This is a genomic window from Kribbella sp. CWNU-51, assembly GCF_054073265.1.
This window is the reverse complement of sequence record NZ_JBSXMZ010000008.1, coordinates 59,621-85,792: the sequence shown is the minus strand read 5'-3', so window position 1 is coordinate 85,792 and position 26,172 is coordinate 59,621. Positions and strand designations below refer to the sequence as shown.

Below are 26,172 nucleotides of genomic sequence, written 5' to 3'. Positions count from 1 at the left end.
ACGCACCCCGGCACCGGCTCGGTTCGACCCGATGTGGATCTCCTGGTTGCGGGCGCCGGCCCCGCCGGCGCGGCCACGGCGATCCGCGCGGCGCTGGCCGGCTTGTCGGTCGTGGTCGTCGAGCCCCGCTCGGCTCCTATCGACAAGGCCTGCGGTGAGGGGATCGCCCACAGTGCCGCCGACTACCTCACGCGTCTCGGTGTGGAGCTGACCGGACGCCCGTTTCACGGCATCCGCTACCTCGACGCTGTGCACCAGGTGGACGCTCGGTTTCGGGCCGGCCCGGGCTTGGGCGTTCGCCGTACGACGCTCCATCAGGCTCTGACTGATCGGCTGGCCGAGCTCGGCGTGCCGGTACTTCGGACCCGAGTAGGGCCGATCATCCAGAACACCAGCTCGGTCACCGCCGCCGGCCACACGGCCCGCTACCTCGCGGCCGCGGACGGCCTGCACTCACCCATCCGCCGCCAGTTGGGCCTCGCCCGCCATCCGGCCGCCGCCGACGGCCTGCACACATCCATCCGCCGTCAGCTGGGCCGCGCCCGGCCGGACCGCTCCACTCGCCTCTCCTCGCCCACCTCCGATGTCCGCCGCGGGCTGCGGCAGCACTTCTTCGTCTCACCCTGGACAGACCTCGTAGAGGTCTACTGGTCGCAGCTGGGGGAGGCGTACGTGACACCGGTCGCCGAGGACCTCGTCGGGGTTGCGATCCTCACCTCGGCGCGCGGAAGCTTCGAGTCGCACCTCGACGCGTTCCCGGCGCTCAAGCGTCGCCTGCACGACGCCCGCCCCGCCGGTGCCGTCATGGGCGCCGGCCCGCTGCGCCAACGAGTCCGCGGACGCGTGGCCGGCCGGATCCTGCTGGTCGGGGACGCCGCCGGGTACGTCGACGCGCTGACCGGCGAGGGGATCGCGGTCGCACTCCGAACGTCGGCGGAGCTGGTCGAGTGCGTCCGCAAGGATCGCCCCGAGGATTACGAGGCCGCCTGGCGCCGCGTCTCCTGGGAGTGCCGGTTCCTCACCGGTTCGTTGCTCTGGGCCCGCAACCGGCCGTTGCTGGCTCCCCGGATCGTCCCCGCCGCCGCGCTGCTGCCCGGCGTCTACTCGACGATCGTGAACAGGTTGTCCTGAGCAATTAATCGGGGCCTGGCGATCGCTCAGACAATCGCCGGGCCCACGAGAGGCCCGAGCTTCCTGGTGAAAAGCTCGGACCGGCCGTTCCAGCCTCCTGGTGAAAGGCTGGACCGGTGCCCCAGCTTCCTGGTGAAAAGCTGGGACAGTCCTTGGGGGTGGTGCTCGGTGTTTCTGAGGAAGACTTAATCAGCCCGATGTTGCTCAACCGTTGCCGGAATGTGAAGCCTTGTTACACAGGGCTGTGGCGAAGATCTCAGCGCTGTTGGGAACTCGTGAGAAGCGCTCCGGGACTCAGTGTTCGGTGCGCACTGCCGCGATCTGCAACTGCAACGCCAGGCGTTCGCGCGGGTCCGCCAGATCGAGTTCGGCGATCTCGCCGATCCGCTTCATCCGGTGCCGCAAGGTGTTCGTGTGCAGGTGCAGCTCCCGCGCGGCCCGCTGCGGCTGACCCGGATAGTTGAGCCACGCCTGCAACGTTTCCACGAAGCCGGTGTCGTGCTCGATGTCGTAGCGCAGCAGCGTCGCGAGCGGACCGTCCATCTTCGTCGTGTCGAGCGAAGTGACCGCTCGGTGAACAGTCAGCACATGCCACGCCTCTTCCACCCGCAAGACCGGTCCGGGCGCCACACCCCGTCGTACCAGGCCCAGCAGCTCGATCGCCTCGGCTCGTGAACTCGGAAGGTCGGCCGGTCCGCGGGCCGGACCACCTGCGGCGGCGATCGTGCCCGGTGTGGTCTTGGCCTGTTCCACGACGAGCTTGCGCAACCAGTTCCACGACCCAGGGCCGTCGTTGTCCGTGACGACGGCCAGAACGGTCCCGTCGAGGTCCGCGAGCTGTGGCTCGCTCCACCCGTACCGACGACCGGTCGACTCCCACAGGTCGAGTTGCTGCGGTACGTCGTACCCCTCTGGCGACCCGAGTGCGACCACACGCCACGGCTGCGGTGGAAGCCGTACGTCGACCGGATTGTCGGGGGAGAACTGCCGGAGGATCGTCCGCAGCCGGTCGATGGCACTCCGCCGCGCCACGTCCGCCTGTGCGCGCAGTCGGAGCAGGTGCAGCGCGAGTACCGACGCGGCGTTGCTGAGCTCTGCAGTGACTTCATCACTCACTGGACCGTCCACCACAGCCCAGATGGACCCCAGCCACTCGCCACCAGCCCGCACCGGTACGACGAGACGCGGGCGGATGCCGTTCGGCCCGTCGGGCACCAGGAACGGCTCGCTGGACCGCGCCAGCCGGCGGAAGATGCCACGGGCCCGGAAATGCGCGATCACCTCGGCCGGGACGCGGCGGCCGACGATGGTGGAGACGCGGGTGGGGTCGGTGAAGTCCTGACCGGAGGAGTACGCCAGGACGCGCGACTGGTTGTCCTCGATGGTGACTGGCGCGTCGACGATCGCGGCGGCGGCATCTGCCAGTGCGAAGAGCTCCTGGTGCACGCCGGCGTCACCGGCGGCGGGGGAGTCCGGTGCGGCGGCTCTGTCGATGACACCGCGCAGCAGCCAGACCACGTGTGCCCAGGTGACGCTGGGCTGCAGCGCAACGAGGGTGAGCAGCTCCCTTTCGGCAGCTGCGACCACGGTCGGCTCGTGGGCGAGCGCCGTACGCAGAACCACGCCTGAGGCGCCGCCGGCCGCGCAGCGCTCCACCAGCTCGACGGCGTCCTCGGCGTCGCGCAGGCCGAGGCCCAGGACCAGATCGCCGGGCTGACCTGTCGCGGGCTCCTGGGGGTCGGCCAGGAAGACGTCGCGGACCTCTCCGTCGCCCTTCCCGGTCACCACCACCTCGAACAGGGCTGGGCCGACGGCGACGACCAGGTCAGGCGCGGTGATCATGAGGTTATTGTGCGCTGAGCACAGTGATTTGTCCCGTCAGTGGTGTGATCGCACCATGACAGGTGCGCGATGTGGCTGCACCATCGATACATGGTCGCTGCTGGTTCCACTCACATCGTTCCCGATCGCGTCGCTGTCGTCGGCGCGGGCATGGTCGGACTCGCCACCGCCTGGTTCCTCCAGGAGGCCGGCGTCGAGGTCACCGTGCTCGATCGCGAAGGCGTCGCCGCGGGCGCGTCCTGGGGCAACGCCGGCTGGCTCACGCCGGGCCTGGCCACCCCGCTGCCGGAACCGGCCGTCCTCAAGTACGGCGTCCGCGCGGTGCTGAGCCCGTCCTCGCCCGTGTACGTGCCACCGACCGCGAGCCCGCGACTGCTCAAGTTCCTCACCCGCTTCGCTCGCAACAGCACCGCCGGACGCTGGAAGACCGCGATGGAGTCGCTGGTCCCGATCAACCGGCAGGCCCTGAGCGCGTTCGACCTGCTGGCCAAGGCCGGCGTCGAGGCGGAGACCTACGAGGCCAAGTCGTTCCTGGCCGCGTACCGGACCGAGGCCGAGCGGAGCGTGCTGCTCGAGGAGATCGAGCAGATCCACGCGGCCGGCCAGGGCATCGAGTTCGAGGCGATCACCGGTGACGACGCCCGTGAGATCGAGCCCTCGCTGTCGGACGAGATCGGGGCTGCGATCCGCTTGCACGGGCAGCGGTTCATCAACCCGGGCGAGTACGTCCAGCTGCTGGCCGACTCGGTGATCGCCCGCGGTGGGCAGATCATCAGCGGGGTCGACGTGGTGGACATCGTGGACGAGATTCGTGGCGTCCGGCTGGTCACCGGCGACGGCGAGACCGACCCGTTCGACGCCGTCGTGATGGCGACCGGCGCGTGGCTGAACGATCTGGCTCGGGACTTCGGCGTACGCACGGTTGTCCAGGCCGGGCGTGGTTACAGCTTCAGCGTGCCGATCGCGCACGTGCCGGCCGGTCCGGTGTACTTCCCGGCGCAGCGGATCGCCTGCACGCCGCTGGGCGACCGGCTCCGGGTCGCCGGGATGATGGAGTTCCGCAAGCCTGAGGCCAAGCTCGACCCGCGCCGGATCGACGCGATCGTCGACGCCGCCCGGCCGCTGCTGCGGGACGCCGACCTGGACGCGCGGACCTTCGAATGGGTCGGGCCGCGGCCGTGCACCCCTGACGGCCTACCGCTGATCGGTGCGACCGCGTCACCGCGCGTGTTCGCCGCCGGCGGGCACGGTATGTGGGGCATCACACTCGGCCCGGTGACCGGTCAGCTGCTGGCCGAGACCATCACCACCGGCCGGACCCCGGTTGAGCTGCGGCCCTTCAACCCCCTGCGGTAGGGGTGTGACTGCCGAGGTCGCGCGCCACAGCCACGCGATCCTCCCGGCACCACCCCTCCCTCGGCTGACCGGCGCCTCGGGCTCCAGGTGATCCTTCCGGACGGTCCAACCACCCCGTCCGCCAGCCTTACCGCCGGTCACCTCGGCGCCCCCGGTCAGCCCCGAGCGGGCCTTGGCTCAGATCCCCTGTCCAGGGCCCGCTCGCCGTTCTTGTCGGCGGCCCGTGGCATGGTGTCCTCCCTGACGACGAGGGAGGACCTTCATGGTGCTGCGGTGGTACACGGTCGTGATCGACTGCGACGACGTCCGGAAGCAGGCCGCCTGGTGGGCGGAGGCGTTCGGCTGGCAGACGATCATCGAGACCGACGACGAGTGTGTGAACGTCCCCGGCTGGGTGACCCTGGATTCCATCCGGGACATTCCGTGGGAGCGGATCGGGCCGGGGATGGTGTTCGTCCCGGTGCCGGAGGGCAAGACGGTGAAGAACCGCCTGCACCTCGACTTCGCGCCGCACACCAGCCAGGACCGTGACGCCGAGATCGCCCGCCTCGAAGCCCTCGGCGCCCGCCGCGTCGATGTCGGCCAGCCTGCCGACGCATCCTTCACCGTCCTCGCCGACCCCGAAGGCAACGAGTTCTGCGTCCTCAGCTCCCGCGACTCCTGAGACCCTCCACGCGCCCGCGTTCTGAGCGCTTCCGCGACCGCCCGACCGCCGGATGCAGGCACCGCACCAGCCGCCTCATCCGGGCGGGATGGTTACCGAATGCCCGCTCACGGAGCACCATCGGCAGCACGCCGACGAGGTGAGAGGCAACCCCGATGCCCGACCCGAACGAACGTCCCGCAGGACCGGAGCGCGGATCGACGACCGGACCGACCAGCTCCTGGGCGCTCACCCAGGAGTCGATGCCGCCTGGCGCCGATCTTCCGACGACCGAGCTGAACCAGGGCGGCGGGCCACAACGCCCGGCCCAGGGCTCCCTGCGGCCGAGTGCGGACCCCTCGCGGCGGCCTGTTACTCCCTCGCAGTCCCGGCGTGTGCGACAACCGTGGGCGGAGTCGGCGGGCAAGCGCCTGGACGTCATTGCGCGCATCGCCTGCCTGTCAGCCGGTCTCGCCTTGCTGGTCGCGGCGATCGTCGCCCTCTTCGTCGACAGTGACGACGCGGCGCTGATCCCCATCCTCGCCGCCGGATTCCTGCTCGTGCTCCTGCCCGCAGTCATGGACCGCCTCCGCTCGCGGAGGGCCGGGTACTTCGAGGTCCACCTCGTCGGGCAGATCGCCGCGAACGCGCGCAAGAGTGCCGAAGCGCTGCGGCGACTCGGGATGGACCGCGAGCTCGACGCCTACGCCACGATCTACAACGAGCTCCGTGGGCCCGAGCTGGTCGTCGTGCGCGGCGAAGTGCTCGACCGGATCGTTCAGCGCGTCGCGAACGCGTCCGTGATCGAGAAGTTCGAGAAGGACGAGGTCAAGGAGTTGTTCCTGCACGGCTCGCCGATCGTCCGGGTGCTCGCGCTGGGCCTGATCGAAGGCGACCTCTCGCTGATCGACAGCTCGGTCCTGCTCGACGCGATCGACCGATCGCTCACCGGCAACGAGCAGTATCACGCGCTGAAACTCGTCCGGAACGGCTGGGGACGGCTCTCACCCGACGAGCGTGGCCGGCTGCTGTCGGTCATCGACGCCGATCCGCAGATCCAGCGGGGGCCGAGCAGAAGTGCCCTGGCACAACAAATCCGGGAGCTCGCTCAGAGCTCCCGGATTGGTTGAACTGTTTGAATCAGTGCGTGTGTTGAATCAGTGCGTGTGCGGCTCGGCGCCGTGCTCCGCTTCGTGCGCGGCGATCTTCGCCCGGACATCCTCCATGTCGACCGCGCGCAGCTGGCCGATCAGGTCCTCCAGGTTCGCCGCCGGCAGCGCGCCGGGCTGGGAGTAGAGGACGACGCCGTCACGGACCGCCATCAGGGTCGGAATGGACCGGATGTCGAACGCCTGTGCCAGCTCGACCTGAGCCTCGGTGTCCACCTTGCCGAACGTGATGTCCGTGTGCTGCTCGGACGACTTCTCGAACACAGGTCCGAACATCTTGCACGGGCCACACCACTCTGCCCAGAAATCCACCAGGATCAGGCCGTCGCTACCGACCACCTCGTTGAAATTCTCCTGGGTCAGCTCGACCGTTGCCACTACAACCTCCGAAAGTAGACGAGTACAGCGCTTTCAACACCGGACCGTCCCCGAGTGTTCCCGGGAGTACAGCGGTCACACCGCGCCACGTCGTACGCCGTACGAGATGACCGGAATGCGGATCGGAGGCTGTGACCTGGGCCACTCTGTCAGATCGGAATGTCCACGAAGGGTGATGCGTAGTCGTGCACCTCCTCGAGGATCGCGGCGGCGGCCTCCGGCGTGAGGTCGGCCCGTTCGCGCTCCGCGACAACCATCTGCTGGAGCAGCCGGGTCTCACCGGCCGTCGCCAGGCCGGTGATCTCCGAGTGACCGTTCAGCAGCCAGGCGGTCGCGGCGGTAATGTAGCGCTGCTCGTCGAACGGCCGGTACCAGGTGTCGTACGCCTTCTCCTCGCCCTCGTGCCAGTTGCGCCGGGCAATCATCTTGATCGTCATCAGCGCAGCGTCGGAAGCCTTGACCGCTTCCACCAGGGCCGCGTAGTCGGCGGCGTACTGCGGATCGGTCGAGAGGCGATAGTTCAGCGGCGTCAGGACGCTGTCGAAGTCGAACCGGCGCAGGCCTTCGGTGTGCACCGACGGCGCCTGTGCGGTGTGCCCGGTGATGCCGATCGCCCGGACCAAACCTTCTTCTTTGGCACGGATCGCGGCCTCCAGCGAACCGCCCTTGCCGGTCACGAGATCCAGGTTCTCCAGGTCGCAGACCGCGTGCATCTGGATCAGATCGACATGGTCGGTCTGCAACCGCTCCAGCGATCGGTTGATCTCGCTCCAGGCCTCCTCGGAAGTCCGGCGGCCGGTCTTGGTGGCGAGGAAGATGCGATCGCGGATCTCCGGCATCCGCGGGCCGAGCCGGAGCTCGGCGTCGCCGTAGTCCGCGGCCACGTCGAAGTGGTTGATGCCGGCATCCAGGGCCTCCTGGATCGAAGCGTCGGCCCGATCCTGGTCGACACCGCCCAGTGACGCGGCACCGTAAATGAGCACCGAGCTCTCGTGCCCGAGTCTGCCCAGTCGGCGAGTTTCCATCCTGGTCCTCCAGGGGTAGCAGGGGTTACCCCGACCTTATGCCCCGGCGGGGCACTGGCAAGCGATTGTCCACAGGGATTCTGACCCCTTGCCACGGGAGAGTTTTCCGCAGGCAAGCGTGGGGTATCGGTTACTATGTGTGATCATTTGATGCATTCTTTACCATATTGTTCGCACGGATCTTCGAACCTTGCGAGCCGCGTGTGGCAGGGTGGCGCTGCCCGATCGACCGGAACGGGCATGAGAGAGGAGCTATGAGGACGGTACCGAAGGTGGCACTCTTGCCCGATGAGGGTGAGACTGCCTGCGAGTGGGGTGACGGTGTGGCTGCGGGGGGCGATGGAGCATCCGGATCCTGGTCTCAGGTCTCCCAGTGGACAGTTGCTTGCCGTATCCTCTCGGCTACTGTCCGCGTAACTGCTGTCTGAGGGGCAGGTAGGCGATGAGTTGGTGGCGAACGCTGCTGAATCTGCCGCCAAAAGGCGAGCATTGGTCGGAACAGCGGCGTACGAAGAAGCCGGGCAAAAAGCGCCCGCAGAGCACCGCACCGGAGTGGTGGGCCCACCCCGATGGTCCGGTGACGCCTACCCCTCGCCAGGCGCAGGGCGTAGCGGCGCAATACTCGGCACCACAGACCCCGCCGCCGGCCGGTGGCGTGATGGCCCCGCCCCGCCGTCCAGCCGCCCGTCAGCCGGAGCCGTCCGGTGCCCGTCCGCCGGATCAGTCCGCCGGACATCGTCCACCCGAACGTTTGAAACAGCGATCGCCGCATGGTGCTCGCTCGGCTCCGGTGCCGGCCCGGGATGTGGTCGAGCCAGGGCAGGCACCCTGGTCGACCGAGTCCGAGTCGTCGTTCTCGACGTGGGCGAGGCGGTTTTTCCGCGGCCTGGTGGTCGTCGTACTGCTGCTGGCTGCGATCAGCGGCGTTCGCTCCTGGATCAGCCCGAACCGGACACCGGAGACGGTTGTCAGCGGGCAGAGCAGCTTCCCGGCCGACGAGGCCCGGGCTGTCGCGACCCGGTACGCCGTTGCGTACCTCACGTGGGACGAGGACAATGCGGACGCCCGTCCCAACCAGATCGGTCTCGACCTGGCCGCCGGCCTGGACAGCCGCGCGGGGTGGAACGGTCGCGGCAAGCAGACCGCCGACATCGCGTACCCGGGTGAGGTCAAGCCCGACTCCGACGGAGTCACGGCGGCGGTCGACGTACGCGTCAAGGTTCATTCGTTTGTCAAGCAGGGCAAGAACTGGGCGGCCGGTCCGGTCACCTGGGAGCGACTGTCGGTCCCGGTCGCCCGGACCGATTCACGGGTGGTGGCCAGCGGGCCGCCGACGTTCGTACCGGACGTGCGGGCAGCGCTGCCCGACAACATGCCGGAGGCAGGCGCACCGGACGACGATCTGACCGCGGCGACGCGGAAGGATGCGGAGGCCTTCTTCAGTGCGTACGCCGAGTCAGACAACAAGGTGTCGGCGGTGACCTCACCGGGTTCGACCATCCGCAGCCTGAACGGTGCGGTGAAATTCGGCGAACTCAAGGACTGGCAGGTCTTCACCGGCAACGACGACGAGCGGCGGGCGACCGCGGCCGTCACCTGGGACGGGGCGGGTGACACCACCCTCGACCAGACCTACACGCTCACGCTGAGGCGTACTGTCGCCACGGACGGAGCCCAAAGATGGCAAGTGGCCGCCCTCGGATGACACCAGCGACCAGCCGTCGGATGACCGAGGTAACAAGGGAGACACCGCAATGATGACGCACGAACTGGCAGCGAGCGTTGTTCAGCTCGCCGTGCCCCTGGCCAACAGCAACGTCCCGACGGGCGCGGATTTCAAGGACTGGGTCCTGGTCATCGCGGGGAACATCTTCATCGCCATCCTCGTGCTGCGCGCGATCGGGCACTACTTCAAGCGGGAGTGGGGTGAGCTGTTCGGCCATATCGCGGCCGGTGTGCTGGTCGGCGGGCTGATCTACGCCAATAACCAGACCATCAATGTGCTCAAGGGCTTTTGGGGATTGGTCTCCGGAGGTAATTGAATGCGAGTCGGTCGTACCCTGACCCACCACTTCGAGATCGAGACCCGGCAGTACGACCTGCTCGGTATCGACCTGGGTGAAGGCGCCCGGCGCCGGATGATCATCTTCGGTGCGGTGATCATCCTGCTCTGGATCGCGTTGCTGTTCCCCTTCATCGGGGTGCCGCAGAAGGGCACCGTCAGTCTGTACGTCGTGCCGCCGTTCGTGATCACCGCGTTCGGCTGGCGCGCCGGAAAGTTCCACGAACGCCGCCGCCGCGTGACGGAGTGGGCGCTGGCCGTCCGCTATGCGTTGCGCGCCCACCGCCCGATCATCGGTCTCGGCGCCCGGGCCGCCGACAAGACGGAGTACCTGCCATGGCGTGAGCGCATCGCGACCCAGAAGGTGGCGAACCTGGCGAAGGCCAGAGTCACCCCGGAGTGGGAACGCGAGGTCGTGGTCGAACTGGATCCGATGGTCCGCGCCGGCGCGGACATCGCGGTGAACCAGCGTGCCCGCCTGCTCGGGGCGGACCATGTGCAACGGGTGAGTCGCAGGACGTCGTCTGGGAAGAGGGACAGATGAAGATCGCTGACAAGCTCCTGAACCTGGTGGGGGTCGGCCGCGAGCGCGGCCTGCCGCCACCTCGTCTCGTCGCCATCGCCGACGGTCTGCTGGTGACCGAGCGCAGCGCGGAGGCGTGGTTTCTGATCTCGGTGGCGAACACCGACCTGGCCACCGAGGCCGAGCAGGACGCCGCGCTCGACGCGGCCGTGAGCGCCGCCGCGACCATCCTCGGCGACCGCCTCAGCCATCTGAAGGTGGTCTGGGGCCGCTCCACCGGTCAGGACTACATCGACTCCGTGGCCGGTCACTACCGGCTCGGCGACCACGAGGACTGGGCCCAGACCCGGGCCGACCGGATCGACGAGATGCGGATGCCCGAGCGGTACGTCGCCCTCGGCGTACATCTCAGTGACCGCGACCCCCGCGCCACCGCCCAGGTGCGGGGTTCGATCAGCGACGCCCTCGGTACGACGTCCTGGCGCGTCAGCGCCCGTGAGCTCGCCCACCTCGACGAGCGGGTCCGCAAGCTCGGCCGGCAGCTCGGCTCGACCGTCTGGCGGGCGCACACCGCGCCGGCCGAGGTGATCTCCTGGCTGATCAGCCGCGAGATGCACCGTGGTGCGGTCGCCGCGCCGCGTCGCGGCCTGATCACCGGTGCCTCGCTGGCCCGGCTCACCTCCGGCCGCGTCGTGCCGTACACCGATCACCTGCGCATCTACGACGCGCGCGGCCAGATCGCGGCGTACACGACCGTCCTCGCGATGACCGACTTCCCCGAGGAGCTCGAGACTCCGGGCGCGGGGGAGTGGCTGCGAACGCTGTCGGAGATCAAGGCGATCGACGACGACGGCGATGAGATCGACGTGACCGTCGAGGCGTCCGTCCGGTTCCGGGTGCTGACCAAGAAGACCGCGCGGAGCCTGGTCGACGAGACCCGCAAGAGCGCCAAGGAACAACGGAGGTCTGCAGCCAAGGGCACCGCGGAGGAGACCGCCGACGAGATCGTCGAGACCGAGCGCGTGATGCGCGAGGTCAAGCGCGACATCAACCGCAGCGGTTGATGCCCAACCGCCGCGATCCACGAGCTGCGATGACGATCTCGCAGCTCGCTCCCGAACGTGCGCTCCGGCGGCTCGAGCTGACCGTCGTACGGCGTCTCGAGGGCTATCTGCACGGAGAGCACCTGGGCCTGCTGCCCGGTCCGGGCACCGAGCTGGCCGAGGCCCGCGAGTACCAGGTCGGCGACGACGTACGGCGGATGGACTGGGCGGTGACCGCCCGGACCACGATCCCGCACGTCCGGGACCTGATCGCGGACCGTGAGCTCGAGACGTGGGCGCTGGTAGACCTGTCCGGGTCGATGGACTTCGGTACGTCGCAACTCGAGAAGCGCGAGCTGGCAGTCGCAGCCGTGGCCACGGTCGGGTTCCTGACCCACCGGCTGGGGGACCGGTTCGGCGGCCTGATGTTGCGCGACTCGGCACTGCGGCGCTGGCCGGCGCGGTCCGGGCGGCTCGCGCTCTACGGTCTGCTGCGGGCACTGCTCGCCGAGCAGTTCAGTGGCGACGAAGAGGCGCACCGTAGCGACCTGGCCGCCGCGCTCGAGTCGATGGCCCGGACGCAGCGCAAGCGTGGTCTCCGGGTCGTTGTGTCCGACTTCCTCACGCCCGAGGACGGCGAGGTCGACAGCCGGCTCGAGCCGTCCTGGGAGCGCGCGATGCGCAAGCTCACCGCGCAGCACCAGGTCCTCGCGGTGGAGGTCGTCGATCCGCGGGAGCTGGAGCTGCCCAACATCGGCGTCGTCACCATCGGTGATCCGGAGACCGGTGCGGTGCGGGAGATCGACACCCGTCGGCGCAAGGTCCGGGAAGCGTTCGAAGTGGCCGCGCTGGCGCAACGGGAACGAACCAGGGCCGCTCTGCGTAGGGTAGGTGCGGGGCACCTGGTCTTGCGGACCGATCGCGACTGGGTCGCCGACACCGTGCGGTTCGTCCTCGCCTACCGGCGAGTGGCGCCCCGCCTGCACCAACCGCCGAAGGGAGTGGCTCGCTGATGGAGTTCCTGTCTCCGGCCAGGTTGTGGTTCGTGCTCATCATCCCGGTCATCGTCGCCGGATACATCTACCTCCAGCACCGCCGGGCGCAATACGCGCTCCGTTTCACCAACATCGCCCTGCTCGACCGGGTCGCCCCGCGCCGCCCGCAGTGGCGCCGGCACCTGGCCGTTACGCTGGCGCTGCTGGCCGCGCTCTCCTGCATCGTGGCGTTCGCGCAGCCGAAGGACCAGGTCAAGGTGCCGCGGGAGCGGGCCACGATCGTGGTCGCGATCGACGTCTCGCTGTCGATGATGGCGACCGACATCGAGCCGAACCGGCTGGAGGCGGCGAAGGAGTCGGCCAAGGAGTTCATCAACTCGCTGCCGGCCAAGTTCAACGTCGCGCTGGTCAACTTCGCCGGTACGGCGTCCATCATCGTGCCGCCGACCACCGACCGAGCCACTGTGCTGCGCTCGATCGACGGACTCGAGCTGGCAGAGTCGACCGCGACCGGGGAGGGCATCTTCACCTCGCTGCAGGCGCTCACCCAGGTCCCGCCGGACCCGGAGCACCCGAACGACCCGGCCCCGGCCCGGATCGTGCTGCTGTCCGACGGCAAGCGGACGGTCGGCCGGACCGCGCAGGAAGGCGCCCAGGCCGCGAAGGCGAAGAACACGCCGATCTACACGATCTGCTTCGGCACCGACTCCGGCTTCATCGAGATGGACGGCATCCGCCAGCGCGTCCCACCGGACCGGACCGAGTTGCGCGCCATTGCCGAGACCACCGGCGGCGAGGCGTACACCGCCGAGTCCGCGGGTGAGCTGAAGGACGTCTACAAGGACATCGGCTCCTCGGTCGGCTACGACAAGGTCGACAAGGAAGTCACCGCCCGGTTCGCCGGCATCGCGATGCTCTTGACCCTGGCCGCCGCCGGTGCCTGCATCGCGCTGGCCACCCGCTTCCCGTAGGCCGGCTCAGCCGCCGGCAGAGCCCGGCCCGCTGATCCTGCCGACCCGCCTGGTTCAGCGTTCCTCCGCCTGATCAGAATCGCGACACGACGGTGATGTAGTTGACACGGCGAGGTTGCTGGTGTTGGAGGGGGCGGTGGTGCAAGATGTACGCAGTGTTCCGCGGGGTGTAGTTGTGCTCGGTGGGATGCTGGTACCGCCGGGTATCGACGACGGTTGTTCGAGAACGCTGGGGAAGGCGCCCCTCGAGCACAGGAGGTCCCGGTGGCGACGACTCGTGGCGTTCTTTACGTCCACACGGTGCCGTCAGCGTTGTGCCCGCATGTCGAGTGGGCCGCGGGCGGCATCCTTGGCGTGCCCGTGAAACTGGACTGGACGCCGCAGCCCGCGGCCCAGGGTCAGTACCGGGCCGAGCTGTCGTGGCAGGCCGAGGCCGGGACCGCGGCGAAGCTGGCGTCCGCCCTGCGCGGATGGCAGAAGCTCCGGTTCGAGGTGACCGAGGAGCCGAGCAACGGTGTCGAGGGCGAGCGGTACTCGTTCACGCCCGCGCTGGGTGTCTTCCACGCCACCACCGGTGTCCACGGCGACATCATGGTGCCGGAGGAGCGCCTGAAGGCGGCGATGCTGAAGGCGGTCAGCGGCGAAGCCGACCTGACCGAGGAAGTCGAACGCTTGCTGGGCCGGCCGTGGGACGACGAACTGGAGCCCTTCCGGTACGCCGGTGACGGTGCGCCGGTGCGGTGGCTCCACCAAGTCGTCTGAACAGTTCCTGAGAACTTCAGAAGAAAGCTGTGAACGGCAGGACATCCCCGAACTTTTCGATGAGACTGAGCATCAGAGTTCTCACCAGGGTGGGAGGGGCCGTGGCCGCTGGGCCACCGGGTGTCGGGACACCCCCGGTTGTCGCACAACAGCGGCCGCACCACGTGAAGGGCGCGGACCTCAGGGTCCGCGCCCTTCGTGCGTCGTGACCAAACCGCCGCTGACGTGGGCGGACGGCCGACCTATGGTGGGTCGATGGAGTGGATCCTCGTGGTCTTGGCGGGTGGGGCGCTGGTCGGAGCTGGGCGGCAACTGCTGGTACGGCGGGCCGCCCGGAAGGTCGACTCGGAGGAGCTGACTCAGATCGAGCGGCTGGCCGGGGAAGACGTGACGGAGTTCGGGGAGGAGCTGGCCCGGCTGGGGGAGCGGGTGCAGGCGGACGAGTTGGACGCGGACGGGCGGCTCGACTATCAGCGGGCGCTGGCGGCGTACGAGGCGGCACAGCAGGCTCTTGCCGAGCTCCGATCGGCGAACGACGTCAGTACGATCACCGACACACTCGCCACCGGGCGGTATGCGATCGTCTGCGTGCTCGCGCGGAGTGCTGGTCAGCCAGTGCCGCAGCGTCGGGTGCCCTGCTTCTTCAACCCGCAGCACGGCCCCTCGACCACGGACGTCGTCTGGAACCAGCCGAAGCACGGGACCCGCAAGATCGCGGTCTGCGCACAGGACGCGGCGCGGCTGCACGAGGGCGAGGAGCCCGAGGTCCGCATGGTTGTCATCGGCAACCGCCGGGTTCCGTACTGGGAGGCGGGCAAGGCGGTCCTGCCCTACAGCTCGGGCTATTTTGCCCAGGGCGGCGGCGCCCAGTACATCTCCGAGGCGAAGATCACGGGTCCGCTTCATCGGATCGGCGACGGCGGCATGGCCAACGGAATGGGCGACATCGGCCCCGGCCTGTAGCTTCCGCCGGCGTCAGGGGCATCGGCGCCGGCCGTTGGTCCGGCGGGCCACGGCGGGTGGTGCGGCTACAGCGGGATGTTGCCGTGCTGCCCGCGGATCGTGCCGGTGGACTCGGCCTTCGCGATGGCGGTGGCCAGGGCTGAGCGGGTCCGTTCGGGGACGACGACCTCGTCGACGACGCCGATCTCGCGGGCCCGGTCGAGGCCGCCGGCGATCTTCTCGTGTTCGGCGGCGAGTTCGGCCTCGACCTTCGGGCGGAGCTCGGGGTCGACCTCGGCCAGCTTGCGCCGGTGCAGGACCCGGACCGCGGCGACCGCACCCATCACGGCGACCTCGGCCCGCGGCCAGGCGAACACCCGGGTCGCGCCCAGCGATCGTGCGTTCATCGCGATGTACGCCCCGCCGTACGTCTTCCGCGTCACCAGCGTCACCCGCGGTACGACGGCCTCCGCGAAGGCATGGAGCAGCTTGGCGCCACGCCGTACGACGCCGTCCCACTCCTGGCCGACACCCGGCAGATACCCGGGTACGTCGACCAGCACGACCAGCGGGACCCCGAACGCATCGCACATCCGGACGAACCGCGAGGCCTTCTCCGCCGACAAGGCGTCCAGGCAACCACCCAGCCGGAGCGGATTGTTGGCGATCACGCCGACCGTCCGCCCACCGAGCCGGCCGAGCGTGGTGACGATGTTCGGCGCCCACCGCTGATGCAGTTCGACGGAGGAGTCCTCGTCGAGCACCCCTCCGACCAGCGGATGGACGTCGTACGCACGCTTGGCCGACTCCGGCAGGAATCCGGACAGATCCGTGTCCGGAACGTCCGTGGACACCGTGCCCTGGTTCGCGAGCAGGTCCGTGAGCTGTCGGGCCCGCTCGATGGCCGCGGCCTCGGAGTCGGTGGTGATGTGGACGACCCCGGAGCGCCGCCCGTGCGGCTCGGGCCCGCCGAGGCGGAGCATGTCGACGTCCTCACCGGTGACCGAGCGGACCACGTCCGGGCCGGTCACGAAGATGCGGCCCTCCGGACCGAGGATGACGATGTCGGTCAGCGCCGGGCCATACGCCGCTCCGCCCGCGGCCGGACCGAGGACGACGGAGATCTGCGGGATCTTGCCCGACGCCTGGGTCATCGCGTAGAAGATCTTGCCGACCGCGTGCAGGCTGAGCACGCCCTCGGCCAGCCGGGCCCCACCGGAGTGCCACAGACCGATGATCGGCACCTGCTCCTGCCGCGCGACCTCGTACGCCTTGACCACCACGTCGCAGCCCTCGTCGCCCATCGCACCACCCATCACCGTGGCGTCGGAGCAGAACGCGATGACCGGTGCCCCCGCGACCGTCCCGCGCGCCGCGATCATCCCGGACAGATTGTCCGGCGTGATCAGCTCCAGGCTGTCCGGGTCGAGCAGGTTCGTCAGCCGGGTGACCGGGTTGCGCGGGTCCTGCTCGCGGGGCAGCTTGGTGGGTTTCGGCGGTGCGGGTGCTGCGGGGGCGGTGGTCATGGCGTCCTCCGGGGGAGAAGGGAACTGCTGGGAGTGCTGCTAGACCGTCTTGCTGCTCATACCGTCTTGAAGGCAATTGCGGCGTTGTGGCCGCCGAAGCCGAACGAGTTGTTCAGCGCCGCGAGGTCCCCGTCGGCCAGTTTGCGCTGCTCTGTCGCGACGTCCAGGTCGATCTGGTCGTCGAGCTTGTCCACGTTGATCGTCGGCGGCACCACCCGGTGGTGCAGGGCGAGCACGGTCGCGATCGACTCGACCGCACCGGCCGCGCCGAGCAGGTGGCCGATCATCGACTTCGGCGCGGTGGCGACCGCGTGGTCGGCGTCCTTGCCGAGCGCCAGCCGGATCGCCAGCGACTCCGCGATGTCGCCCTGCGGGGTCGAGGTGGCGTGCGCGTTGATGTGGAAGATGTCGGCCGGGGTGAGGTCGCCCTCGACCAGCGCCCGCTCCATCGCGCGGCGTGCACCGGAACCGGTCGGGTCGGGCTGCGCGATGTCGTGGCCGTCGGCGGAGATGCCCGCTCCGGCCAGTTCGGCGTAGATCTTCGCGCCGCGCGCCTTGGCGTGCTCGTACGACTCCAGCACCAGGACTCCGGCGCCCTCACCGAGCAGGAAGCCGTCGCGGTCCACGTCCCACGGCCGCGACGCCCGCTCCGGCTCGTCGTTGCGCTTGCTCAGCGCCATCATCTGCCCGAACGCGGCCAGCGGCAGCGCCATGATCACGCCCTCGGTGCCACCGGCCAGTATGACGTCCGCGCGGCCGAGCCGGATCTGGTCCAGGCCGAGCGCGATCGCCTCGTTGCCGGAGGCACAGGCGGACACGGGGGCGTGCACACCGGCCTTCGCGCCGAACTCCAGGCTCACGTACGCCGCGGCCGAGTTCGGCATCAGCATCGGGATGGCCAGCGGCGACACCCGGCGGGGGTTGGTCTTCAGCGCGTCGTAGTTCGACAGGGTGGTGCCCAGGCCGCCGATGCCGGAAGCGACCGCGATGCCGAGCCGCTCCTTGTCCAGCCCGGAGTCCTCCAGGCCCGCGTCGGCCCACGCCTCACGGGCGGCGACTACGGCGAGCTGCGCGTTCCGGTCCAGGCGTCGGGCCTTCACCCGCTCGAGCACCTCGGTCGGCTCGACCGCGGCCGGAGCGGCGATCTGGACCGCGAGGTTCTGCACCCAATCCTCGGTCAGCCGCCGGGCGCCGGAGCGACCGGCCAGCAGGCCTTCCCAGGTGCTGGACACGTCACCCCCGAGCGGGGTGGTGGCTCCGAGCCCGGTGATCACGACTCGGGTCTTCGACATCTTTACCTCATCCTTTGCGAGAGATCTGGGGACAGGAGCGAGGGGTGGGTGCGCCGGTGCTGGTGTTCATCGGACCTGGGCCCGATGAACACCGGCCAGCACGGGTACGGCGGTGTCAGCCGTTCTGGGCGCGCTCGATGAACGCGACCGCGTCGCCGACGGTCTTCAGGTTCTTCACCTCGTCGTCGGGGATCTTCACGTCGAACTTCTCCTCGGCGGCCACGACGACCTCCACCATGGAGAGCGAGTCGACGTCGAGGTCGTCGGTGAAGGACTTGTCCAGCTGGACGTCCTCGACCGGGATGCCGGCGATCTCGTTCACGATCTCGGCGAGGTTGGAACGGATCTCTTCGGTGCTGGCCATCTTCTCGGTTTCCCTTTCGGATTCTCTTGGCTGGCTACAGCCGGGCCGGCCACCTGAGCCGCCCCGGACAACTATGGGCTACGGGAGGCGGATCACTTGCGCGGCGTACACCAGTCCGGCGCCGAAGCCGATGATCAGCGCGACGTCGCCGCTCTTCGCCTCGCCGGACTCGCGCATCGCGGTGATCGCGAGCGGGATCGACGCGGCCGAGGTGTTGCCCTGCCGCTCGATGTCGCGGGCCACCTTGATGTGTTCGGGCAGCTTGAGCGCCCGGCGCATCGCGTCGGTGATCCGCATGTTCGCCTGGTGCGGCACGAACAGGTCGAGGTCCTCGGCCTTCACACCGGCCACGTCGAGCGCGTGTTGCGCGGTCTTCGCCATCTCGAACGACGCCCACCGGAAGACCGGGTTGCCGTCCATCTGCAGATGCGGCCAGTTGGAGCTGCCGACCGCCTCCTGCCACGACTCCGTCTGACTGATGACCTCGTGCTGGGTCCCGTCGGAACCCCACACGACCGGGCCGATCCCCGGCTCGTCGGTCGGCCCGACCACCGCGGCGCCCGCGCCGTCGGCGAAGATGAACGCCGTACCGCGGTCGGTCCGGTCGGTGATGTCACTGAGTCGCTCGACCCCGATCGCCAGCACGTACTTCGCACTGCCACCGCGGACCATGTCGTTGGCCATCGCGATGCCGTAGCAGAAGCCGGCGCAGGCCGCGGAGATGTCGAACGCGGCCGCGGTCGGCGCGCCCACCTCGACCGCGACCTGGGTCGCGATCGCGGGGGTCTGGTACAGGTGCGTGACGGTGGCGACGATGACGCAGCCGATCTGGGCCGGGTCGATCCCGGACTCGGCCAGCGCTTCCTTGGCCGCGTGCACCGACATCATCAGGACGGTCTCGTCGTCGCTGGCCCAGCGCCGTTCCTTGATCCCGGACCGGGTCTGGATCCACTCGTCGCTGGAGTCGATCTGCTCCACGATCTCCGAGTTCGGTACGACGCGCCGCGGCCGATACGACCCGATGCCGAGCACCCCGGCGTACGTCGCACCAGTCGAAGCAGTGATCGTGGTCATTGGGGGCCTCCGTTGGGGTGCAGGCGGACCAGGGGCTGGCCCGGGGCCACCGGGTCGCCTTCTTCGACGAGCCACTCGACCACGATGCCGCCGTGCGGGGCCTTCACCTCGAGCTCGTCGCGCAGGCTCTTCACCTTCGCGACCACCTCGCCGCTCTCGACCGTGTCACCGGACTCGCGGCGGACCTGGTCGGTGCGGGTGAAGGTGCCCTTCATCGGTGCGACCAGCAGCCGCCACGTCGGCGAGGCGTCGATCTCGGACGGGCTGCCGTGCTTGTCCACGAACGCGCGGGCGTCGTCGAGCTGGTCCGGTGTCTTGAGCGCGAACGTCTCGACGCCCTTCAGCGCCCGGCGCGCGATGCCGGTCAGCGTGCCGGCCGGCGGCAGTTCGAGGATGCCGGTCACCTGGAGATCGGCCATCGTCTCCATGCACAGATCCCAGCGGACCGGTGCGTTCACCTGCGTGACGAGCCGCCGCAGCACGTCCTGGCCGTCGTGCACGACCTGGCCGTCGCGGTTCGAGATCAGGCGGGTCCGCGGGTCGTGGGTGCTGATCGCGGTCGCGTACTTCGCCAGCGTCTGGACCGCGGGCTCCATGTGCCGGGTGTGGAACGCGCCGGCGACCGACAGCGGGATCAGCCGGGTCTTCGCCGGCGGGTCCGCGGCCAGTGCGGCCAGCTCCTCGACCGTGCCGGCGGCGACGATCTGGCCGGGGCCGTTGTCGTTCGCCGGGGTCAGGCCGTGCTCGGCCAACTTGGCCAGGACCTCGTCGCGGTCGCCGCCGAGAACGGCGGTCATGGACGTCGCGGTCTGGGCCGCTGCGGCGGCCATCGCCTTCCCGCGCTCGCGGACCAGCACCATCGCCTGCTCGGCTGTGAGTACGCCGGTGCCTGCCGCGGCCGCGATCTCACCGACGCTGTGTCCGGCGACGGCGCCGACCTTGGAGTAGGCGTCCGCGGGGTGCGGGATCACCGCCAGCGCCGCCAGCAGGCTGGACGCGACCAGCAGCGGCTGCGCGATCGCGGTGTCCCGGATCGTGTCGGCGTCGGCCTGGGTGCCGTAGTGGGCGAGGTCGAGGCCGGCCACCGCGGAGAGCCAGTTGAGCCGGCTCTCGAAGGTGGGGTCTTCCAGCCACGGCTCGAGGAATCCTGGGGTCTGGGCACCCTGACCGGGCGCGACGATGACGAGCACGTGACAACTCTCCCTCAGGCGGGCCTGTTCCGACCCGGGAAGCAGCACGAATTCTACCGGGCAACACTTGTAGGGATCCTACAAAACGTAGCTTCCCGGCTCAGGATTGAGCAGGCGGCCCAAGGCCAGTGCGACACGAAGTGTGAAAGCGTCTCGCGGGTCCAGCGGGTTGTAGCCGGTGATATCGCCCACACGCTTCAATCGGTACCGGACGGTGTTGGCGTGGATGAACATCGCCCGGGCGGTCGCCTCGATCGAGCCACCGGAGTCCAGATACGCCGAAACCGTGTCGAGCAGTACCCCTTCGCCTACGGTGAGTGGACCGTAGACGTCGGTGGCGAGTTGGCGGCGGGCGTGACCGTCTCCGGAGAGTGACCGTTCGGGCAGCAGTTCGTCGGCCTGGACCGGCCGCGGCGCACCTGGCCAGGCGGGTGCGGCGCGGAGCCCGGCGACGGCCGCCCGGGCCGACGTCACGGCCGCCATCAGGTCTTTCACGATCGGGCCGACGACAATCGGTCCGGGTCCGAAAAAGTGCGCCAGTTTTTGTACGATCTCCACAGGTTTGCTCGTCCCGCCGAGCACCACCACGAGGCGGTCGCCCTGCATCGCACACAACGCGTCGGCGCCTGCCTCGCGGGCCGCGTGCCGGACCGCGTCGGCCACGTTGGCGGTCCCTTCCGGGGCCCGTCCGACCACGACGGCGACCTCCGCGGATCCCGTCGTACCGGCGGCTCCGGACCAGCCGAGTGCGGAGGCGCGGGAGCGGACCGACTCGTCCGCCTCACCGCGGATCACCGAGTCGACGACGAGCGCCTCGAGTCGCGCGTCCCAGGCGCCGCGCATCTCGGCGGCCTGTGCGTAGACGGTGGCGGCGGCGAAGGCGACCTCGCGGGCGTAGCGCTGGATCGCGCCGTGGACCATCGGGATGTCCTCGGCCGGCAGCAGGTCGCCGACGGTGTCCTCAATCGTCTCGATCGTGGTGCGTACCAGGTCGACGGTCTGGTGCAGCGAGATCACCCGGGTGAACTCCCGCGGCGCGGAACCGAAGATCCGGGTCGGCATCGACGAGTGCGCGTCGGGGTCGCGGAACCATTCGACGAACGCCGTGATGCCGGACTGTGCGACCAAGCCGATCCAGGAGCGGTCCTGGGCGGACAGCTTCCCGAACCACGGCAGGTTCGCTTCCATCGCCGCCATGGCCGCAGTGGCGAGCGCCCCGGTCGCGTTCTGCAACCGCTCCGCTCGCGCGAGATGCGCCTCGGCCGTCCGCTGTGCCACGCCCTGACCTTAGCTCTCCGGACCGCCACGCCATCACAATCGCGGACCTGGCGCGCGGCCCTGGCGTGGACGGTTTCGACGAACGCATTTGTGATGGCCTGGGCGTCCGCACTGCCATGATGGACGGCATGAGTGACAAGGCTGGGGTTGCTGACGCGGTGGCGGCGTTGCGGGCGATCGGGTACTACCTCGAGCGCGACCAGCAGCCGACGCATCGGGTCAAGGCGTACCGGCGCGCGGCCGACACCATCGGGGCACTGCCGGCGGCCGAGGTGCGCGCCCGCCGCCGAGCCGGGACGCTGACCGAGTTGCCGGGGATCGGGCCGAAGACCGAGGCCGTGATTCTCGAGGCGATGGACGGCGCGACCCCGTCGTACCTGGTCAAACTGGAGGAGGCCGCGGGCGCGCTGACTACGGCCGGTACGGCGATGCGCGCGGAACTGAAGGCCGACCTGCACCTGCACTCGGAGTGGTCCGACGGCGGCAGCCCGATCGAGGAGATGGCCCGGACGGCGCATCGCCTGGGCCACCAGTATCTGGCCCTGACCGACCACTCACCGCGGCTCACCGTCGCGAACGGACTGTCCCGCGAACGCCGCCTGCAGCAACTCGAGGTCGTTGCCGAGCTCAACAAAAGGCTGCAGGACGAGCTGGACGGGTTCACGATCCTGAACGGGATCGAGGTGGACATCCTCGAGGACGGTTCGCTGGACAGCGACACTGAGATCCTGGCCCGGCTCGACGTCGTGGTCGCCAGCGTGCACTCCAAGCTGCGGATGGCCGCCGAGCCGATGACCGAGCGGATGGTCCGCGCGATCGCGAACCCGCACGTCGACATCCTCGGCCACTGCACCGGCCGGCTGATCACCGGCGGCCGCGGCACCAGGCCGGAGTCCGAGTTCGACGCCGAGGTGGTGTTCGAGGCGTGCCGCCAGTTCGGTACGGCGGTCGAGATCAACTCCCGGCCGGAGCGTCTCGACCCACCCAAGCGTCTGCTGTCTCTCGCGGTCGAGACCGGATGCATGTTCTCGATCGACACCGACGCCCACGCTCCCGGCCAGCTCGATTGGCAGGTCTACGGCTGCGAACGCGCCGAGGACTGCGGCGTCACTCCCGACCGCGTCATCAACACCTGGGATCAGCGGCAACTCGTGGAATGGACAGCGTCATGAGCGATCTGGAGAAGGATCCGGCTGAGGGCGTCAGCACTTGCGGGGACGGGGACGGGCCGATGCTGGAGTTGCTGGAGCCGCGCGAGGTCGTGCTCGGGCGGACGACGAAAGTACGGCGGCTGTTGCCGAACAAGAACCGCCGGATGGTCGGAGCGTGGTGCTTCGTCGACCACTACGGACCGGACGATCTGACACACCGGGTCGACTCGTACGACGTACCGGGGGAGCGGGGAATGCTGGTCCCGCCGCATCCGCACACGAGCCTGCAAACCGTCAGCTGGTTGTTCGAGGGTGAGATCGAGCATCGCGACAGCGTCGGGTCGCATGCGTTCGTGCGGCCGGCCGAGCTCAACATCATGACCGCCGGCAACGGCATCGCACACTCGGAGGTGTCGACACCGGACGCGCCGCCGATGTTGCACGGCGCCCAGTTGTGGGTCGCGCTGCCGGACTCCGCGCGGACGACGGTCGCCCCCGCCTTCGACGCGTACGCCGACCTGCCTGAGGTGGACTTCGACGGCGCCCACGCCACGGTGATGATCGGCACGGTCGCCGGCGTCACGTCACCAGCCCCCGCCTACACGCCACTCGTCGGCGCCGACATCACCATCGACCCCGGCCGCACGTTGTCGTTGCCGCTTACGCCGTCGAACGAGTACGCCGTACTGATTGTCGACGGCTCGCTCTCGGTCGGGGACCTGGCACCGGGCTTCGGTGAGATGGCCTACCTCGGCGATCGCCGGGAGTCGGTCGAACTGGTTGCCTCCGACAACGGTGTCCGCTTCCTCCTGCTCGGCGGCGAGCCGTTCGAGGAGCAGCTGGTGATGTGGTGGAACTTCATCGGCCGTTCGCACGAGGAGATCGTCGCCGCCCGCGAGGCCTGGCAGTCCGCCATCGCCGCGCACGGCAACGACCGCTTCCCGATGGTGCCCGGGTACGACGGCGATCCGCTGCCGGCCCCGGCGTTGCCGGCTATCGCGCTGAAACCAAGGCCGCGGGCGCGCTGACCCGGCGCCGGTAGTAGGCCCAGGTGACCACGAGGAGGGCTGGTCCCCACAAGTACAGCGGGGCGTAGCACGTGATCATCAGCGCCTTCCATCCCGGGCTGGAGAACGGGATGAAGTGATCGGTGAACACGTCGCGGAAGGCGAACGTCCAGATGGCGATCAGGGACAGCGATCCCAGGACGGCCGGGACGATGGCGGCGTACGGGTGGACGCGGCGGCCGCCGATGAGCGGGAGCCACCCGGGCGCGATCTCACCCCAGCGCTGGACCAGGCCGAGCGCGGTCAGGGCGACGAGTTCCGAGAAGATCGTCAGGCAGACGACGTACACCTTGCCGCCGAGACCGACGAGGTAGGCCGGCTGACCGTCGGTGCCGAGCATGCCCATCGACGAGCCGAAGACCAGCCCGAGCCGCCACAGCCCGGACGGCAACGTCAGGAACGGGATCGCGTGAGCCAGGCGGTAGACCCAGCGGGGGACAGGACGCTCAGTCGTGTTCACCCCCCGAGCATCCTGTGTGGCACCGCGCCCGCACCTCACCCGCAGGAGTGAAGGGTCTCCCTCCCGAGAGCGTTCAGCCCCGGGCCCGCGGCACCGTCATGAGCTCAGTGCCGTCCGCTTCGGCGGCCAGCACCACCTTGCGGAGCAGCTTCGTCATGGTCTGCCGCTCCCGCTCCGACAGCGGCGACAGGAGAGTGTGCTCGGCGTCGGCCTGCGAATCGATCGCCGACTCCCAGGCACGCTGACCCTGCTGCGTCAGGACGACGACTACGCTGCGCCGGTCCGTCTCGTCGCGGCTGCGGTCCACCAGCCCCGCGCGGGTCAGCCGGTCGAGGCGGTTGGTCAGCGTCGCCGGGTGCGTGTCGAGCGCGACCGCCAACGCGGTCGGCGTCACCCGGTACGGCGGCCCGGCCGCCCGCAACTGCCACAGAACGTCGTACTCCCACGCGCGCAGCCCATGCTCCTCGAGCGCCTCGGCCCGCCGTTGCCGCAGATGGCGAACCAGCATCTGCATCCGCGTGACGATCCCCTCGACCTCGTCGTCGAGGTCCGGCACCTCGTCCCGCCAGTACGCGATATGCCGATCGATCGAGTCCTCAGCCACGCCCGTCAGCCTACTACGAATTCATATACTATGATTTCAAAATAAACCCTTGAGGAGGCCATGCGTATGCCGGACGCTCTCGAGCTGACCGGCCGGATCGACGACGGAGTCGTCGACAGCCATCTGTTGCGTGGCAACCCGCTGGGCGATCCGCACCAGCGACCCATCTGGGTCTACACACCACCCGGGTACGACGGCGGCACCGACCGCTATCCGGTCGTCTACCTGCTCCTCGGGTACGGCGGCACGCTGCCGCTGTGGCGCAACCGGATGCCATACCGCCGGCCGGTCCCGGAGCTGATCGACCTCCTGTTCGCCCGCCGCGACGCCCCGCCGATGATCGTGGTCTACGTCGACGCGTTCACGAAGTACGGCGGGAGCCAGTACGTCGACTCGCCCGGCACCGGCCGGTATCACTCGTACCTGTGTGACGAGGTGGTGCCCTGGGTCGACGCCCGGTACCGGACCGTTGCCGACCGCAACCATCGGGCGATCGCCGGCAAGTCGAGTGGCGGACTGGGCGCGATGATCACGTCGATGCTGCGGCCGGACCTGTTCGGTGCCTTCGCGACCCACTCGGGCGATGCGTTGTCCGAGGCGCAGTACATCCCGCACTTTCTCTGGGCGGTCCGCCACCTGCGCGCATACGACGGCGACATCCTGCGGTGGTGGAGCGGCTTCTCCGAGCGGGTCGCGTTCACCAGGCCCGAAGACGAGCGGTTGCTCGAGCTGCTCGGCGTATCGGCCTGCTTCTCGCCCGCGCCGGACGGCACGCCCCGACTGCCGTTCGATCCCCGGACGGGTGCGCTGCGACCGGAGGAGTGGGCGCGCTGGCTGCGCTGGGATCCGGTCCGGATGGCGTCCGGCCACGCCGAGGCGCTCCGGTCCCAGCGGGCGATCTGGATCGACGCCGGCACGAGCGACGAGTGGTTCCTCGACCTGGGCGCCGAGGTGTTCCGTCGTACCCTCACCGAGGTCGGGGTTCGCGATGAGACCGTGCATTTCGAACTCTTCGACGGTGGGCATCGCGCGGTCGAGTATCGGCAGCCACTTGCGATCGCCTGGCTTGCTCATCGCCTCGCGACTTAGGGCGGGTGATCAGGGTGTGTGCGTCCGGGGCGCAGCCGGGTGGCATCGGGTCCTCGGCCTCGATGAACGTTCACAGGGGTGCCCAAGGCCCTCGCCAGAAGTCGGTCGACTCGTGAGTTGCCTTATCCACAGGGGACTGGTCGACAGGACGTGTCCGGGTCGGCGGGCGCAACGCACGCTCAGGTGACCGGCTGTTGCCACTTCAGTGGATGTATACGTCCTGTCGAGCTGCACG

The 26,172-nt window shown here is 69.3% G+C and carries 26 protein-coding genes; 15 read left to right on the top strand and 11 right to left on the bottom strand.

The genetic code is table 11. The features are described 5' to 3' along the window. Positions 1-33 precede the first annotated feature (33 nt). The gene (locus ACXC9Q_RS13565; RefSeq protein ID WP_457056840.1) at positions 34-1,131 is read left to right on the top strand and encodes an NAD(P)/FAD-dependent oxidoreductase; all 1,098 of its coding nucleotides are present in this window, start codon (positions 34-36) and stop codon (positions 1,129-1,131) included. A gap of 294 nt (positions 1,132-1,425) precedes the next feature. Here the strand turns inward: ACXC9Q_RS13565 and ACXC9Q_RS13560 are convergent, their stop codons facing one another. Further along, on the bottom strand, positions 1,426-2,973 hold the full coding sequence (locus tag ACXC9Q_RS13560) for a helix-turn-helix domain-containing protein (RefSeq protein ID WP_457056839.1): 1,548 nt from the start codon (positions 2,971-2,973) through the stop codon (positions 1,426-1,428). 90 nt (positions 2,974-3,063) lie between these two features. On the opposite strand from ACXC9Q_RS13560, the gene ACXC9Q_RS13555 reads away from it, so the two are divergent. The 3 genes from ACXC9Q_RS13555 to ACXC9Q_RS13545 all read left to right on the top strand — a co-directional run bounded on the left by ACXC9Q_RS13555 (position 3,064) and on the right by ACXC9Q_RS13545 (position 6,102). Then, positions 3,064-4,329: an NAD(P)/FAD-dependent oxidoreductase gene (locus tag ACXC9Q_RS13555; protein ID WP_457056837.1), complete on the top strand. Its 1,266-nt coding sequence runs from the start codon at positions 3,064-3,066 to the stop codon at positions 4,327-4,329. A 262-nt stretch (positions 4,330-4,591) separates the two neighbouring features. Further along, a complete protein-coding gene (locus ACXC9Q_RS13550) occupies positions 4,592-4,993 on the top strand; it encodes a VOC family protein (protein ID WP_457056836.1) in 402 nt (133 codons plus the stop codon). Between the two features lie 374 nt (positions 4,994-5,367). Further along, the gene (locus ACXC9Q_RS13545; protein WP_457056835.1) at positions 5,368-6,102 is read left to right on the top strand and encodes a hypothetical protein; all 735 of its coding nucleotides are present in this window, start codon (positions 5,368-5,370) and stop codon (positions 6,100-6,102) included. A 27-nt stretch (positions 6,103-6,129) separates the two neighbouring features. Here the strand turns inward: ACXC9Q_RS13545 and trxA are convergent, their stop codons facing one another. Both trxA and ACXC9Q_RS13535 read right to left on the bottom strand, forming a co-directional pair. After that, positions 6,130-6,519, bottom strand: a complete 390-nt coding sequence (trxA, locus tag ACXC9Q_RS13540) for a thioredoxin (RefSeq protein ID WP_457056834.1) — start codon at positions 6,517-6,519, stop codon at positions 6,130-6,132. 149 nt (positions 6,520-6,668) lie between these two features. Continuing rightward, positions 6,669-7,502, bottom strand: coding sequence for an aldo/keto reductase (locus ACXC9Q_RS13535; protein ID WP_457056833.1), 834 nt, complete (start codon positions 7,500-7,502; stop codon positions 6,669-6,671). 832 nt (positions 7,503-8,334) lie between these two features. Here ACXC9Q_RS13535 and ACXC9Q_RS13530 point away from each other — a divergent pair. The 8 genes from ACXC9Q_RS13530 (at position 8,335) to ACXC9Q_RS13495 (ending at position 14,863) form a co-directional block, all read left to right on the top strand. After that, positions 8,335-9,249 (top strand): conjugal transfer protein, encoded by a 915-nt coding sequence (locus ACXC9Q_RS13530; RefSeq protein ID WP_457056832.1) that lies wholly within the window; start codon positions 8,335-8,337, stop codon positions 9,247-9,249. A 49-nt stretch (positions 9,250-9,298) separates the two neighbouring features. Next, the gene (locus ACXC9Q_RS13525) at positions 9,299-9,586 is read left to right on the top strand and encodes a hypothetical protein (protein ID WP_457056831.1); all 288 of its coding nucleotides are present in this window, start codon (positions 9,299-9,301) and stop codon (positions 9,584-9,586) included. After that, positions 9,587-10,150 carry a hypothetical protein gene (locus tag ACXC9Q_RS13520; RefSeq protein ID WP_457056830.1) on the top strand — a complete coding sequence of 188 codons (564 nt, stop codon included), beginning with the start codon at positions 9,587-9,589 and terminating at the stop codon, positions 10,148-10,150. It abuts the gene before it with no gap. Continuing rightward, positions 10,147-11,193 (top strand): hypothetical protein, encoded by a 1,047-nt coding sequence (locus ACXC9Q_RS13515; protein ID WP_457056829.1) that lies wholly within the window; start codon positions 10,147-10,149, stop codon positions 11,191-11,193. Before ACXC9Q_RS13520 ends, ACXC9Q_RS13515 begins: the two co-directional genes overlap by 4 nt. Positions 11,194-11,222: 29 nt before the next feature. Beyond that, positions 11,223-12,185: a DUF58 domain-containing protein gene (locus ACXC9Q_RS13510; RefSeq protein ID WP_457056828.1), complete on the top strand. Its 963-nt coding sequence runs from the start codon at positions 11,223-11,225 to the stop codon at positions 12,183-12,185. Then, positions 12,185-13,138: a VWA domain-containing protein gene (locus tag ACXC9Q_RS13505; RefSeq protein WP_457056827.1), complete on the top strand. Its 954-nt coding sequence runs from the start codon at positions 12,185-12,187 to the stop codon at positions 13,136-13,138. Before ACXC9Q_RS13510 ends, ACXC9Q_RS13505 begins: the two co-directional genes overlap by 1 nt. 264 nt (positions 13,139-13,402) lie before the next feature. Next, entirely contained in the window at positions 13,403-13,900 is a 498-nt protein-coding gene (locus ACXC9Q_RS13500) for a DUF3145 domain-containing protein (RefSeq protein WP_457056826.1), read from the top strand. A 255-nt stretch (positions 13,901-14,155) separates the two neighbouring features. Next, positions 14,156-14,863, top strand: a complete 708-nt coding sequence (locus ACXC9Q_RS13495) for a hypothetical protein (RefSeq protein WP_457056825.1) — start codon at positions 14,156-14,158, stop codon at positions 14,861-14,863. A gap of 65 nt (positions 14,864-14,928) precedes the next feature. Here ACXC9Q_RS13495 and ACXC9Q_RS13490 read toward each other — a convergent pair whose 3' ends face one another. The 6 genes from ACXC9Q_RS13490 to ACXC9Q_RS13465 form a co-directional block, all read right to left on the bottom strand. After that, positions 14,929-16,368 carry a carboxyl transferase domain-containing protein gene (locus ACXC9Q_RS13490; RefSeq protein WP_457056824.1) on the bottom strand — a complete coding sequence of 480 codons (1,440 nt, stop codon included), beginning with the start codon at positions 16,366-16,368 and terminating at the stop codon, positions 14,929-14,931. 56 nt (positions 16,369-16,424) lie between these two features. Further along, positions 16,425-17,660 (bottom strand): beta-ketoacyl-ACP synthase II, encoded by a 1,236-nt coding sequence (gene fabF, locus ACXC9Q_RS13485; protein ID WP_457056823.1) that lies wholly within the window; start codon positions 17,658-17,660, stop codon positions 16,425-16,427. A gap of 115 nt (positions 17,661-17,775) precedes the next feature. Beyond that, the gene (locus tag ACXC9Q_RS13480; protein ID WP_130446978.1) at positions 17,776-18,024 is read right to left on the bottom strand and encodes an acyl carrier protein; all 249 of its coding nucleotides are present in this window, start codon (positions 18,022-18,024) and stop codon (positions 17,776-17,778) included. A gap of 78 nt (positions 18,025-18,102) precedes the next feature. After that, a complete protein-coding gene (locus ACXC9Q_RS13475; RefSeq protein ID WP_457056822.1) occupies positions 18,103-19,098 on the bottom strand; it encodes a beta-ketoacyl-ACP synthase III in 996 nt (331 codons plus the stop codon). Further along, positions 19,095-20,288 carry an acyltransferase domain-containing protein gene (locus ACXC9Q_RS13470; RefSeq protein WP_457056821.1) on the bottom strand — a complete coding sequence of 398 codons (1,194 nt, stop codon included), beginning with the start codon at positions 20,286-20,288 and terminating at the stop codon, positions 19,095-19,097. Before ACXC9Q_RS13470 ends, ACXC9Q_RS13475 begins: the two co-directional genes overlap by 4 nt. A 78-nt stretch (positions 20,289-20,366) precedes the next feature. Next, positions 20,367-21,566, bottom strand: coding sequence for a PucR family transcriptional regulator (locus tag ACXC9Q_RS13465; protein WP_457056820.1), 1,200 nt, complete (start codon positions 21,564-21,566; stop codon positions 20,367-20,369). A 128-nt stretch (positions 21,567-21,694) separates the two neighbouring features. On the opposite strand from ACXC9Q_RS13465, the gene ACXC9Q_RS13460 reads away from it, so the two are divergent. Both ACXC9Q_RS13460 and ACXC9Q_RS13455 read left to right on the top strand, forming a co-directional pair. Beyond that, positions 21,695-22,738 (top strand): PHP domain-containing protein, encoded by a 1,044-nt coding sequence (locus tag ACXC9Q_RS13460; RefSeq protein WP_457056819.1) that lies wholly within the window; start codon positions 21,695-21,697, stop codon positions 22,736-22,738. Continuing rightward, positions 22,735-23,745, top strand: coding sequence for a pirin family protein (locus tag ACXC9Q_RS13455; RefSeq protein ID WP_457056818.1), 1,011 nt, complete (start codon positions 22,735-22,737; stop codon positions 23,743-23,745). Before ACXC9Q_RS13460 ends, ACXC9Q_RS13455 begins: the two co-directional genes overlap by 4 nt. Here the strand turns inward: ACXC9Q_RS13455 and ACXC9Q_RS13450 are convergent. Both ACXC9Q_RS13450 and ACXC9Q_RS13445 read right to left on the bottom strand, forming a co-directional pair. Continuing rightward, the gene (locus tag ACXC9Q_RS13450; RefSeq protein WP_457056817.1) at positions 23,711-24,244 is read right to left on the bottom strand and encodes a hypothetical protein; all 534 of its coding nucleotides are present in this window, start codon (positions 24,242-24,244) and stop codon (positions 23,711-23,713) included. The two genes, ACXC9Q_RS13455 and ACXC9Q_RS13450, sit on opposite strands and share 35 nt — an antisense overlap. Positions 24,245-24,317: 73 nt before the next feature. Continuing rightward, complete coding sequence (locus tag ACXC9Q_RS13445) at positions 24,318-24,848, bottom strand: MarR family winged helix-turn-helix transcriptional regulator (protein WP_457056816.1); 531 nt, start codon at positions 24,846-24,848, stop codon at positions 24,318-24,320. A 66-nt stretch (positions 24,849-24,914) separates the two neighbouring features. Between ACXC9Q_RS13445 and ACXC9Q_RS13440 the strand changes: the two genes are divergently transcribed. Next, positions 24,915-25,937, top strand: coding sequence for an alpha/beta hydrolase (locus tag ACXC9Q_RS13440; RefSeq protein ID WP_457056815.1), 1,023 nt, complete (start codon positions 24,915-24,917; stop codon positions 25,935-25,937). Positions 25,938-26,172: the final 235 nt, after the last annotated feature.